At 38.0% G+C, this 11737-nt stretch carries 14 protein-coding genes; 9 read left to right on the forward strand and 5 right to left on the reverse strand.

The genetic code is table 11. The features are described from left to right. Window positions 1-18: 18 nt before the first annotated feature. Together L1283_RS01030 and L1283_RS01035 are read right to left on the reverse strand one after the other, a co-directional pair. On the reverse strand, window positions 19-441 hold the full coding sequence (locus L1283_RS01030; RefSeq protein WP_070566908.1) for a hypothetical protein: 423 nt from the start codon (window positions 439-441) through the stop codon (window positions 19-21). Window positions 442-787: 346 nt separating this feature from the next. Continuing rightward, complete coding sequence (locus L1283_RS01035) at window positions 788-1012, reverse strand: YdeI/OmpD-associated family protein (RefSeq protein ID WP_145330753.1); 225 nt, start codon at window positions 1010-1012, stop codon at window positions 788-790. 219 nt (window positions 1013-1231) lie between these two features. Here L1283_RS01035 and L1283_RS01040 point away from each other — a divergent pair, with 219 nt between their 5' ends. The 8 genes from L1283_RS01040 (at window position 1232) to L1283_RS01075 (ending at window position 7256) form a co-directional block, all read left to right on the forward strand. Next, window positions 1232-2083 carry an alcohol dehydrogenase catalytic domain-containing protein gene (locus L1283_RS01040; protein WP_208734384.1) on the forward strand — a complete coding sequence of 284 codons (852 nt, stop codon included), beginning with the start codon at window positions 1232-1234 and terminating at the stop codon, window positions 2081-2083. Between the two features lie 2 nt (window positions 2084-2085). Further along, window positions 2086-2256, forward strand: a complete 171-nt coding sequence (locus L1283_RS01045) for a hypothetical protein (RefSeq protein WP_429625638.1) — start codon at window positions 2086-2088, stop codon at window positions 2254-2256. A gap of 226 nt (window positions 2257-2482) precedes the next feature. After that, a complete protein-coding gene (locus L1283_RS01050) occupies window positions 2483-3334 on the forward strand; it encodes a universal stress protein (RefSeq protein WP_145330751.1) in 852 nt (283 codons plus the stop codon). 197 nt (window positions 3335-3531) lie between these two features. Continuing rightward, window positions 3532-4344, forward strand: a complete 813-nt coding sequence (locus tag L1283_RS01055) for a glycoside hydrolase family 16 protein (protein ID WP_145330749.1) — start codon at window positions 3532-3534, stop codon at window positions 4342-4344. A gap of 49 nt (window positions 4345-4393) precedes the next feature. Then, window positions 4394-5128 (forward strand): YoaK family protein, encoded by a 735-nt coding sequence (locus L1283_RS01060; RefSeq protein WP_145330747.1) that lies wholly within the window; start codon window positions 4394-4396, stop codon window positions 5126-5128. 32 nt (window positions 5129-5160) lie between these two features. Continuing rightward, window positions 5161-6000: a helix-turn-helix domain-containing protein gene (locus L1283_RS01065; RefSeq protein ID WP_145330745.1), complete on the forward strand. Its 840-nt coding sequence runs from the start codon at window positions 5161-5163 to the stop codon at window positions 5998-6000. A 67-nt stretch (window positions 6001-6067) separates the two neighbouring features. Next, window positions 6068-6682, forward strand: a complete 615-nt coding sequence (locus L1283_RS01070) for a DUF417 family protein (RefSeq protein WP_429625639.1) — start codon at window positions 6068-6070, stop codon at window positions 6680-6682. 166 nt (window positions 6683-6848) lie between these two features. Further along, the gene (locus L1283_RS01075; protein WP_139145018.1) at window positions 6849-7256 is read left to right on the forward strand and encodes a hypothetical protein; all 408 of its coding nucleotides are present in this window, start codon (window positions 6849-6851) and stop codon (window positions 7254-7256) included. A gap of 51 nt (window positions 7257-7307) precedes the next feature. Here L1283_RS01075 and L1283_RS01080 read toward each other — a convergent pair whose 3' ends face one another. Together L1283_RS01080 and L1283_RS01085 are read right to left on the reverse strand one after the other, a co-directional pair. After that, window positions 7308-7490 (reverse strand): DUF6496 domain-containing protein, encoded by a 183-nt coding sequence (locus L1283_RS01080; protein ID WP_145330741.1) that lies wholly within the window; start codon window positions 7488-7490, stop codon window positions 7308-7310. 110 nt (window positions 7491-7600) lie between these two features. Next, complete coding sequence (locus L1283_RS01085; RefSeq protein ID WP_145330739.1) at window positions 7601-9409, reverse strand: glycoside hydrolase family 2 protein; 1809 nt, start codon at window positions 9407-9409, stop codon at window positions 7601-7603. 69 nt (window positions 9410-9478) lie between these two features. Here L1283_RS01085 and L1283_RS01090 point away from each other — a divergent pair, with 69 nt between their 5' ends. Then, the gene (locus tag L1283_RS01090) at window positions 9479-9712 is read left to right on the forward strand and encodes a hypothetical protein (RefSeq protein WP_429625640.1); all 234 of its coding nucleotides are present in this window, start codon (window positions 9479-9481) and stop codon (window positions 9710-9712) included. Here the strand turns inward: L1283_RS01090 and L1283_RS01095 are convergent. Next, window positions 9683-11722, reverse strand: a complete 2040-nt coding sequence (locus tag L1283_RS01095) for a M13 family metallopeptidase (protein WP_145330442.1) — start codon at window positions 11720-11722, stop codon at window positions 9683-9685. The two genes, L1283_RS01090 and L1283_RS01095, sit on opposite strands and share 30 nt — an antisense overlap. Between the last annotated feature and the right edge of the window lie 15 nt (window positions 11723-11737).

Genomic DNA, 11737 nt, shown 5'->3' on the forward strand with positions numbered 1-11737 from the left:
TAAGAAATTATTAAAAAATCACAGCCTGAATACACTGTAATGGATATATAGGGCGTTTTTTCGTGAAGTAAGCTGGTTGGAATTTGCAAGCGAAACTGCTGTGCGTGTATTGTGAAATTCGGGATGGATATAAGAGACTAGATTTCCAAAACCATCGCCTTTAAGTGCGAATAAGTTAGGGCTATTGGAATCGCTTCCCGTGTCGTCGTTTTCATTATCATTTTCTGAAAAATAAGCCCTTAATTTTTCATGTCGAGGACGTTTAGTTTTGCGAATAACTTTGGTGTCATAATCTTCGCTTTTTACTTGCTTGTTGAAGTGATTGACAGCGTGAAGATTGCAGGAGGGAATATTATTTGGTGTTGGCACATGATACCAGCCAAAACTGATAAGTATTGCGCAAACTACGCCGAACAGATATTGATGGAATTTTCCTTGCATCCTTGAAAGCAAATGTAATTAAACTTTAAAAATGATACAAGTGATTTAGGTATGGAAATTTTAAAGTTTATGTAATATTGTTACAAAGTGTTTAAACTGACAGTGTTTTAGTGGTTAATTGTGTAAAAATTACTCAAATTCCGTTTTTGAAATTGCGTTTAGGTGATATTTTTAAAAAATATCACCTAAATAGCTTTAGTTTTCTTTAATTGGTTGTGTTTTTAGGTGTTTTTCGGGTTGATTTTCGTTGTTTTTTTAGTTTGGCTTAATCTATTCTTTCAATTGAGTAAGAATGGCTTGTAGTATTTTTTGATAAGTAACCACCTTAATATCCAATTGGGCTATTCTAAACGGTTTTTAACGTTTTCTGATTATTTCGTAGCATTTGTATTGCTTTTTCAGCTCTTGTTTTTCGGGTTTGTTCCTGTTTTGCTGATCCAATCCAATCACAATAGCCTTGTTTGTATGATTTGGAAAGTGTTTCAAAAAAAGCATTGGCTTTTTCGTCCGTATCCAACAATTGTTGGAGTTCCATAGGAACGCCTTCAATATGTTCACCTTTTTTTAGCATGTATTTTTATCCTTTGATTCCCGATAAAAATACATAAATATCTTCGAGTTGCCGGCCTTTATTGCATGAATACTTTTGACTTGCCCGTTAGGTAATACGATCAGGGGACTGCAATACTTTTTCTTGGAATAAGACTTACATGTTGCCGCTGTCTTCATATGCGTTGAAACATATATCGTTCTTATTTGTAGTTCTATTAGTCAACAAAAAATTTTCAATATGAAAGCAGTACGTTTTTTTGGGCATAAAGATGTCCGCGTTGTGAATGATCTTGTGAAGCCCGTTCCTAAGGGCGATGAAGTATTACTAAAAATTGGTGGTGCAGGTGTTTGTCATTCTGATCTCCACATTATAGATGAGGGGACCGTTGTAGGTACGGTATTTACCTTGGGACACGAAAATGCGGGCTGGATTGAAGAAGTTGGATCGGATGTAAAAGACTATAAAAAAGGAGACGCGGTACTGGTCTATGGCCCTTGGGGCTGTGGGCACTGTAAACCCTGTCAGCAATCAAAGGAAAATTATTGTGATCACCAGTCTGAAATGGCTTATGGTGGTGGGCTAGGCCTAGATGGTGGGATGGCGGAATATATGCTTGTCCCTTCTTCGCGTTTACTGGTCCCAATTTATGACTTAGATCCAGTCATTGCTGCGCCATTAACGGATGCGGCACTTACTCCTTATTCGGCGATAAAACGTTCGATAGGCAAATTGACAGCAGATGAGTATGTGGTTGTGATCGGAGTTGGAGGTTTGGGCCATGTTGCCTTACAAATACTAAATGAAGTAAGCGCGAGTTCAATTATCGCCTGTGATGTCACCGAAGAAAAACTAGCCTTTGCTAAAGAACTCGGCGCAGCCTATGTGGTTAATTCGAAAGATGCAAATGCAGCCGAACAAATAAATAAGATTACGGGCATTAAAAAAGCTAAAGTAGTGATTGATTTTGTTGGCGCAACATCGACTATAGATCTAGGAACAAAGGTTGTTGGTTTGGATGGTGACCTGACAATTGTTGGATTAGGCGGGGGACACTACCAGTACAATATGTCGGGCTTCCTTTTGGTGTGAGTATGACAAACCCATATTGGGGCTCTCGGGTTGAGCTTATGGAAGTTGTAGGTTTGGCTAGGCAAAGGAAGATTCATATTGAAATTGAGCAGTTTAAGCTTGATCAGGCTAACGAAGTTTATGATCGAATGCGCAGCGGTAAGATCAAAGGAAGGGCTGTACTGATTCCTTAGTGAAAAAAAAGTCTATCTTTTTGGTAGTTTATTTTGGATTTTATTTTTTTGATGCTTATCTTTGTTGTATCATAATTTAGGTTTATAATTGGTTATTTAAGGTTTTCATTCTCCCCGTTTGAAAACCTTTTTTTTAAGTTTCTCTTTTGATTGATTATTAAAAACCTTCTGTCTTCTTTACTGTTGTAATACTAATAATCCGCGCTGATTTATCTGCAAAATATTTATGGACAAAACAATTCTCGTACTCACCGATTTTTCTGAAAACTCATGGACTGCTGTTCAATATGCGGCGAATCTGGCTAAAAAATTTAATTGGACAGTAGAACTTCTGCATATTTATACCATCCCAATAAAAGACAGTGTCCATGCGAAAATGGAGAATATGTTTTTGAAGCCTCAGAAGGAAGAGGCTGAAAGCATGCTCAAGGACTGGCAGATACGTATCGACGATGAATTTTCTGATCTCCGCTGTAAAACCGTAAGTTTGGCCGGCGACTTGGAAAAAACGGTACTAAACTTACTACAAGAAAAAGAATACCATTTTATCGTCATGGGAGCTAAAGGTAAAGGTATGATACAAAAAGCTGTCTTGGGAAGCAATACCTTCGCCCTGATAAAAAAGAGTCCAGTCGGTGTCTTGGCAGTACCCATCACTTTCCAAAAATTTAGGTTACAAAATATCGGATTACTGAGCAATTTTAAAGCGTCCGAATATGATCTACTCGACAGTTTCATCTTACGTGTACCGGAGAAATTTAATCTCAGCCTGTTGCACGTAACACAAAAGTATATCTCTCCAAAACAAGAAGATATTGAAAACTGGAAACAAAAGCTATCCGCCCAATTTTCGTTTAATAAAATTGATTATGTGGAAAAAAATGCGGTCAATCGTTTAGATTACAATATGCCTATACCACGTTGTATCGACTACATGGTGGAAATCGAAGCTATTGATCTTTTACTTGTGTCGTACAGTCCTAAAAGTTTTTTCAAAAGTATATTTTCCCGAAATCTTACGAAAGCAATTTATCGCAACCTGACGGTACCTACTTTTTTTAAGCGTAATTTATATTAATTGCGGGTAATCTCCTCCTGTTTATCACTTTCCATTGGTTGATCGTACACGGTTTAGTAAAGGGAAAATGATTAAACTAAAGTTAGTAGCCGCGATTTTATGATTACTAACTGAGCTTTAAATTGCGTCTCCGATGTGAGGTAATCTATTCATATTTTTCATTAGCTTTATCAATAATTGTATAAAATATAAACATAATGAGCCTTTGGATACTTTCTTTGATCGCAATACTTTCTGCAAGTCCCGATAGTACACATGTAGGAGAATATAAGTTTGCTGAAATGCCCAGTTGGAGTGATGAGTTTGATTACAATGGTCTTCCGGACGCAAAAAAATGGGGATATGATGTAGGCTCCTTGCATAATGGTTGGGGAAATCATGAACTTCAATACTATACAGATGCAAACAGGAAAAATGCAAGTGTGGCAAATGGTGTTTTACGTATTACTGCAATAAAAGAACAATATGAGGGGTTGAACTATACTTCTGCCAGGCTGGTGAGTAAAAACAAGGGCGATTTTCTATATGGTCGATTTGTAGTCCGAGCCAAGGTGCCGAAAGGGAAAGGTACGTGGGCAGCTGCTTGGATGTTGCCGACAGATTGGGGTTACGGAGGATGGCCACATTCGGGAGAAATAGATATCATGGAGCATGTCGGTTATGACGAGAATGCAATACATATTACCGTTCATACAAAGGATTATAATCATTCTATCGGAACTCAAAAAGGAGTGATGAAACGAATTGATCAGGCAACATCGGAGTTTCATAATTATCGGATAGACTGGACCCCTGAGTATATTCGTGGTTTCGTGGATGATGTACAGATCTACAGTTTTCCAAATGAAGGAAAAGGCAATGGCGTGTGGCCATTTGATAAAAGATTTCATTTACTATTGAATCTGGCCGTTGGTGGAGATTGGGGCGGTATGCAAGGCGTCGATAGTAGCACATTTCCTGCAGAGATGGAGGTGGATTATGTCAGGGTATATGATTTACTGAAACCTTAAATGAATCTTGTTTTCATCTATTTTCTCTAATTTATAAAGATTAATTCAAATGTTTAGGCATCAAGGGAGAGGAAGGAATTATATTCATAATTTAAAGTTAGCCTCTATTTTATCTTGTGTTGCGGGTTTGGTCAATATTACAGGTGTTCTTGCCGTTAGCACTTTAACAACGAATGTCACAGGTCACTTCGCATTTTTTTCAGAACAGTTGATTTTAATGAATTACAAGATGGCTTTGATTTATCTGTTATACATTGCTTTCTTTTTAATGGGAGCGTCTGTTTCAGGTTTTATCGTAGAATTAGCCTCAAAAAAGAAATCACATAACGCCTATATTATTCCAATTTGTATCGAGTCTATTATCTTAATTAACGTTGGACTGGTCCCAGCTTTATTTAAAGCAGGGCCAACTTTGCCAACAATAATTTCATTTGCCCTGCTTTTTGCTATGGGACTTCAGAATGCCCTGGTAACGAAGGTGTCACAATCCGTTGTCAGAACGACGCATTTGACCGGATTGTTTACTGATCTTGGTATTGAAATTTCACAGTTGCTTTTTTATAGAGAAATTGTTGAGAAAGTGAAATTACACAAAAGTATTTTTCTTAAGTTGATGATTATTGGTGGTTTTTTTTTCGGGGGAATTATAGGAGGTTTTATGTTTCAATATTTTAAATTGAAAACATTATTGTTACCCGCTACTATGCTTTTGTTTGCCTTATGGTATGACCATATTCTGCTTAAGTTTTATCATTTGAAGCGAAGCTTAAGACCGGATGAATAGGTTCGATTAAATTCATATATTAGCTTAATAACATGAACTATTCCCATATCCTGTTTGAAAAATTAGTATTATCTGCCGGTAGATTCAACATTAGTGAACCATTGTACTGCATTCTTTTATTTGAGAAAGCGACGAGTTTTTCGGTTGATTTGGTGACATACCATGCGGATCCTAAAAGTGTTTTGTTTTTGTCTCCCTATCAGTTGTTTACGATGGATGTGGTGCTGAAAAGTACTTTTAGTGTGCTAAAATTTCACGGCGATTTTTATTGTATAGAATATCATAAAGATGAAGTTGCCTGTAATGGAATTCTATTCAACAACATCTACCAGCAACCTCATGTGTTGCTCTCAGCAGCTATTTATCATGAGATATCAACGATCATGGGAAAAATAGATCAGCTCAAAATGTCGTCGGAATCCTATGATCAGTCATTGAGCAGAACCTATTTACAGCTGATTTTAGCGCTAGCGAGTAGACAAAAGCTACTTTTTAACGACGTACAAAAACCGTCTTGGGCTCATAGAGATATTATTGATGACTTTGAGCAGTTTTTGGAAAAGAATTATAAAGCGCATAAAGAAGTTACCTTTTATGCAGCGAACTACGGTTTAAGTCCAGCCGTTTTTACGAAAAAAATAAAATTGAAATGGGGAAAATCCCCATCAAAGTTGATCCAGGAACGCCTCGTATTGGAAAGTAAAAGACAGCTCCATTTGACGGCCAAAAGTATTAAAGAAATAGCAGCCAATTTGCAGTACAAAGATGAGTTTTATTTCAGTAGATTTTTTAAGAAGATGGTAGGCGTATCTCCTAAGGTATTTCGGAAGCGGGTGGGTTTATCAATTGTTGCCGAAAAGTCTATGTTATAGATCTATTTGTCCATGTTGTGGATTTAAGCCATTGTTTAGTTTTGCATGGTATTAAACAAACTACGTTATGGAGAAAATAATAAAGCTATTGGCAAAGTCACAATATATCTTTACAAACTTTGCTAGAATTTCAATTTTTATTGTGATGGCATGGATTGGAGGATTAAAAGCATTTAAATATGAAGCTGATGGTATAGTTCCTTTTGTTATTAATAGTCCGGCAATGTGTTTTTTTTATCATAATACGGAAAAACGGGTGTTGGATAAAAACGGAGAGCTAATACCGGAATACCAGTTGTTTAAAAATCCGGAAGGTCGTGTCGTAAAGAAAAATATTGCATGGCACCAAGAAAATGGAACTTATATTTTTTCTTATATACTTGGCTTTGTAATTGTTTCAATTGGTCTGATGATATTTTTAGGTATCTGGTATCCTAAAATCGGAATTTTGGGAGCATTGTGTACAGTGCTTATGTCATTGGTTACACTTTCTTTCTTGATAACAACTCCAGAAGCGTTTGTGCCAAAGCTAGATGGGGATTTCCCGTCACCTAATTATGGTTTTCCTTATTTATCCGCGGCAGGTAGATTAGTCCTGAAAGATGTAATTATGCTTGCAGCAGCATTGATCATTGCAGCAGAAAGTGCCAGCCGTCTGATAAAAAAAACGAATATAAAATAGAGACAGGTAGTTTTTGTATGTGATTTAGCAGAAGGTTGTTTGCTGGAGGCGATAACTACTCAGGGTAAATCCACCAACTTTTGGAAGGTATCTTTGATGCCAGCTGTATTTTGGCAGCATCTTTGTGTCTCGTCGTTAAACTATATTGAGTTATACCACGAACGATATGAAAATAATACGAACGACCCTTCCATTTCTTCTGTTTAGTTTCATCCTTTTAGTTGGATGCAACAATAATCAACAGATCAGGATGATTGATAAAGATGGGAACACACATTTGTTGACAAGAGAAGGTGATCGAAAAGGAGAATTGGGACTGCAGCGTATCATCGCTCGTGGCAATGATACAGTAATAACGATTGATGGTGCAGGTCATAAAATGATATGGACAGCTTCAGATGTGACCAATATTGATACAACAAAGATTCAATATTATCTCAAAAAGAGAAATGGAAGCAGTGTTCATATTTATACACCCGTCGATGTAAATCAAAATTTTATAGATGTCGAGGATAGTCAAAATGTTTTGTCAGATCCTTATGATGGTACAGACAAGAAAAAATCTCTACTGTAGATTGCCGCATGAAAAAGCATAATTTGGGCTAAAGAGAAAATCCTAGCAAGTTTACTTGCTAGGATTTTTTTTGGGTACTTTGGCACCTTCCTTTTTGGCTTCGGAGAGGCCGATGGCAATCGCCTGTTTTCGTGATGTTACCTTTTTTCCGCTACCAGATTTTAATTTTCCCGCTTTCATTTCGTGCATCGTCTTTTCAACTTTCTCAGATGCTTTTTCTGAATATTTTGCCATAATAGTGTTACACCTTGATCTGTTATTAAACACTTCTGCAAAAAGAACAGCTGTTTCAGTTGAATCGTTTGAAAATTCTTTGAGAGCGAAATAGCGAACATCTGTATTCGCTAATTCAATTCATTTCCAGCTTTAATCACGGCTTGGTTGACGGCTTTTATTCTTTCAAGAACCATTTTTTGTATTTTACGGTCGTAAGTCAATAGACCATTGACTTCATGTTCCACATCGGTAGTTTGCGTATAAATAGCAACACTCAGTCCTTTGTATCGGAGCAATTGTTCGACATTATCCATTAGGAATATATAACGGTCTGTGAGTGCCTCTATAGTGGGTTCGTAGGCATAGGCATTGTTTTCGACAGGCCACATGTGACCGCGGACAAATAAGCCTACGCCACCAAACTCTCCAAGGGAAGCTGCCCGTTTCGAATCCGGTTCTGAGGCACCCTTGGGGCCAACATAGATATGGGTGTCAACAAAATCTCCATTTCCGGGATCACCATAAGCTTTTTGGTAAGATGGATTGTTGTTAAATCCCGAATTACCGTTCACTAAACGTGAAGGGTCATATTGTTTGGTCCAGTCGGTAATATTGCGTACATCGAAAGCGCCCCAGTTTTCGTTAAAAGGAACCCAGGCGATAATGGATGGGGAGTTGTAGTGGTCGTCAATGATGGCCTTGTATTCATCACGAAATGCTTTTCGATAAATCGTAGTGTCTTCATCGGGATACCAAAGGCAGGGCATATCTTGCCACACGAGCAGTCCCATTTTATCTGCCCAATAATAGAACCGTTGGGGTTCGGTTTTCATATGCTTACGAATAAGGTTATAGCCAGCTTTTTTGGTAAACTCGATGTCATATTTGAGAGCTTCTTCCGTAGGTGCTGTTAGAATACCATCGGGCCAGTACCCCTGATCCAGAAGACCGAGCTGCATCACAAATTTATCATTCAATAGCGGCCTTACAATTCCGTTTACCTTACCAAGTTTAATATCACGCATACCAAAATAACTCTTAACCTCGTCGATGATTTCTCCATTCTTCCCATGTATACTTAATTTTAAATCGTATAAAAAGGGGGAGTCAGGAGACCAAAGTTTTGGATTTTCTACCGGGATATTAAATTCCATGCCCGACTGAATTACCGTTTTTGAAATTTCTTTTCCTTCTGAAGAAACGATGGCCGTAACTTTTGCCTTCGCTGTGCTAGTGACCTGTATTTTTAGTTGTTTTTCTGCTACTTGAGGTAACAATTTGATGCCCTGTATATGGTTTTTGCTTACTGGTTCCATCCACACAGTTTGCCATATGCCAGAAGAAAATGTATAGTCGCCTCGAGGTCCATTTTTACCCGAAGGATACTTACCGTCGTTCTTGTCATGCGCTGCAACGACAATGTTATTTGGACCGGCCTTTAAAAACTCAGTGATGTTGATCCAGAAGGAGTCGTAGCCACCTGAATGAGTACCAGCTTTTTTCCCATTTACAAATATGGTCGCGTCGTGATCCACTGCACCAAAATGGAGTATAATATCTTTCCCTTTCCAATGATTAGGTAGCTCGAAATTTTTACGATACCACAGATTAATTTCTTGTTTGCGTTGTATTCCGGATAAATAGGACTCTGGACAATAGGGGACAAGAATGCTTTCTCGGTTGTGGTCAAAGGAAATGGGGACAGCAGGATTTAGTGCATTCGGAGCATCCTTTCCACCTATATAATCCCATTTACCGTTGAGACATAGCCATTCATTCCTTTCCATTTGGGGACGTGGATATTCGGAAAGTGGGATTTCTGTTTGCTTGGCTATTGCTGTCCATGGGGTTGAAAGCTGTGGCTGTTGTGCCAAAGCATTAAGCCAACCGAAGAGCGATAGTGCCAGCACAAAAATTGAGGTTTTGGTTTTTATCATGGTATACTTCTTGGTTTTTCAGAATATGAATATAAGTATACTAAAAAGATTTAGTGAATTATAAACGAAATGTTACTACTGGGGCTTTCGATATTGGGCTTGGTTGGTTGGTTGGTTGGTTGGTTGGTTGGTTGGTTGGTTGGTTGGTTGGTTGGTTGGTTGGTTGGTTGGTTGGTTGGTTGGTTGGTTGGTTGGTGCACAAAAGAAATAGATGTTGGATTAAAGAAAATTACAGGAGCTGCCTTTTTTGAGACAGCTCCTGTAAAATGCTTATTACCAGATTTTGATTCTTTCTTCCGGTGACTTGTACAGTTTGTCTCCTTGTTTAACATCGAAAGCTTTATAAAAAGCGTCAACATTGATCAATGGACCAAAACTTCTGAAATATCCTGGAGAGTGTGGATCAGTTTTAACTTGGTTGACCATATATTTTTCACTGGATAGGGTTCTCCATACAGTTGCCCAGCTTAGGAAAAAGCGTTGATCTTGCGTGTATCCACTTATTTCACCTGGGTTTCCCTTATCTTTTAAATATAGTTGAAGTGCATCGTAAGCAATGTTTACACCTCCTAAATCCGCGATATTTTCACCGTTTGTAAATGTTCCGTTGACGAAAGTGCCTTTTACAGGTTCATATTTATCGTATTGAGCTGCGAGTGTTTTTGTTGCTTTTTCAAAATTGGCTTTATCTTCTGGTGTCCACCAGTCTACCAAGTTTCCGTCCGCATCAAATTGTGCGCCCGAATCGTCAAATCCGTGGCTCATTTCGTGGCCAATTACCGCACCTATACCACCGAAATTGACAGCTGCGTCGGCTTGTGGGTTGAAAAATGGCGGTTGAAGAATAGCTGCCGGAAACACGATCTCATTGTTTACGGGATTGTAATAGGCATTTACTGTTTGTGGAGTCATTCCCCATTCTGATTTGTCAACAGCCTTACCAATTTTAGCCAGATCCTTTTCATATCGCCATGTGGTGATATTTTGGAGGTTAGCATACAGATTGCCGCCTTTATTTTCAGATAGAATACTCAATTTAGAATAATCTTTCCATTTGTCCGGATAGGCAACTTTTACAGTAAATTTGTTTAATTTTTCAAGCGCTTTTCCTTTTGTAGCCGAAGACATCCAGCTTAAATCGTTGATATGGACTGCAAAACTTTTCTTTAAATAGTCGATCAATTCGACCATTTGTGCTTTAGCCTCAGCTGGAAAATATTTTTCGACATATAATTTTCCGAAAGCTTCACCTAATGTGGAATTGATCAGTTCAAATCCTCTTTTATTTAATGCTCTTTGTTCTTGTTGACCTCTTAAATACTTACCATAAAAAGCAAATCGCATGTCTCCTAATTTTTCGCTTAAATAAGAGGCACTACCGTTGATCATATGGAATTTTAAGTAATCTTTAATAACAGGAAGGTTTTGTGCACTGACCAATTTATCGAAGTTCTTGTAATAACCTAATTCCCCAATGATTACTTTTTCTGTATTGACACCTACTTTTTTAAGGTACTCAGGTAGATTTACATTTTTAACCAAGGCGGTTAACTCTGCCATGGTCTGTGGATTGTACTGTAACGTATTATCACGGCTTTGTTCATTGGTCAAGTAGGTCTTCGCAATGCTTTTTTCGTAGTCAACGATTCCTTTTGCGGCAGCATCAGCATTTTTATAGCCCAATTCTGTTAACATGGAAGCTACATATTTTTGATACTCGGCAATAGCTTCGGTATTTTTTTCATTTTCTTTCTGATAATAATCTCTTCCTAGCCCTAAGGAGGCATCTCCTAAGTAGACCGCGTTCATTTTTGAATCTTTTAAATCAGCGTAGACACCCCAGCCATAGAAATTATTCTCACCTTCTTTTGTTACGGAAGTTAAATAATTCTGAAGATCTTTTAGGTTTTTAATCGCGTCAATTTTGTTTAAATTTCCCTGAATCGGCTTAATACCGTCTGCATTTCTTTTCTTTAAGTTCATGTAAGAAGCGTACAGGTCCTGTATTTTTTTTCCCTCACTTCCTTCAGGAAATTTATCTTTTAAAAGTGAGTTCAGAATTTTCATCGAATTGTTGTCCGTATCTTCTGCCAATTTATTGAAGCTTCCCCAAGTGGGTTTGTCGGAAGGAATTTTAGCCGTTTTCATCCAGGTTCCGCTTACGTAGTTGTAAAAGTCATCCTGTGGACGTACAGATTTGTCCATTAAGCTCAGATCAAGTCCTTTGTCGGGTCCTGTACCTGCTGTCTGTGCTTCCGCATGCTGTGTGTAGACTCCAGCCAAGAAAATTAGGGCGAGTGTTAATTTTTTCATTGTTGTTTTAATGTT

This window comes from Sphingobacterium sp. HSC-15S19 (assembly GCF_050433745.1).
Lineage (GTDB): Bacteria > Bacteroidota > Bacteroidia > Sphingobacteriales > Sphingobacteriaceae > Sphingobacterium > Sphingobacterium siyangense.

What these genes read in the sequence shown, in the direction of transcription:
- L1283_RS01030 (WP_070566908.1), bottom strand. Translation starts at nt 441, where the DNA reads ATGCAAGGAAAATTCCATCAATATCTGTTCGGCGTAGTTTGCGCAATA.
- L1283_RS01035 (WP_145330753.1), bottom strand. Translation starts at nt 1,012, where the DNA reads ATGCTAAAAAAAGGTGAACATATTGAAGGCGTTCCTATGGAACTCCAA.
- L1283_RS01040 (WP_208734384.1), top strand. Translation starts at nt 1,232, where the DNA reads ATGAAAGCAGTACGTTTTTTTGGGCATAAAGATGTCCGCGTTGTGAAT.
- L1283_RS01045 (WP_429625638.1), top strand. Translation starts at nt 2,086, where the DNA reads ATGACAAACCCATATTGGGGCTCTCGGGTTGAGCTTATGGAAGTTGTA.
- L1283_RS01050 (WP_145330751.1), top strand. Translation starts at nt 2,483, where the DNA reads ATGGACAAAACAATTCTCGTACTCACCGATTTTTCTGAAAACTCATGG.
- L1283_RS01055 (WP_145330749.1), top strand. Translation starts at nt 3,532, where the DNA reads ATGAGCCTTTGGATACTTTCTTTGATCGCAATACTTTCTGCAAGTCCC.
- L1283_RS01060 (WP_145330747.1), top strand. Translation starts at nt 4,394, where the DNA reads ATGTTTAGGCATCAAGGGAGAGGAAGGAATTATATTCATAATTTAAAG.
- L1283_RS01065 (WP_145330745.1), top strand. Translation starts at nt 5,161, where the DNA reads ATGAACTATTCCCATATCCTGTTTGAAAAATTAGTATTATCTGCCGGT.
- L1283_RS01070 (WP_429625639.1), top strand. Translation starts at nt 6,068, where the DNA reads ATGGAGAAAATAATAAAGCTATTGGCAAAGTCACAATATATCTTTACA.
- L1283_RS01075 (WP_139145018.1), top strand. Translation starts at nt 6,849, where the DNA reads ATGAAAATAATACGAACGACCCTTCCATTTCTTCTGTTTAGTTTCATC.
- L1283_RS01080 (WP_145330741.1), bottom strand. Translation starts at nt 7,490, where the DNA reads ATGGCAAAATATTCAGAAAAAGCATCTGAGAAAGTTGAAAAGACGATG.
- L1283_RS01085 (WP_145330739.1), bottom strand. Translation starts at nt 9,409, where the DNA reads ATGATAAAAACCAAAACCTCAATTTTTGTGCTGGCACTATCGCTCTTC.
- L1283_RS01090 (WP_429625640.1), top strand. Translation starts at nt 9,479, where the DNA reads ATGTTACTACTGGGGCTTTCGATATTGGGCTTGGTTGGTTGGTTGGTT.
- L1283_RS01095 (WP_145330442.1), bottom strand. Translation starts at nt 11,722, where the DNA reads ATGAAAAAATTAACACTCGCCCTAATTTTCTTGGCTGGAGTCTACACA.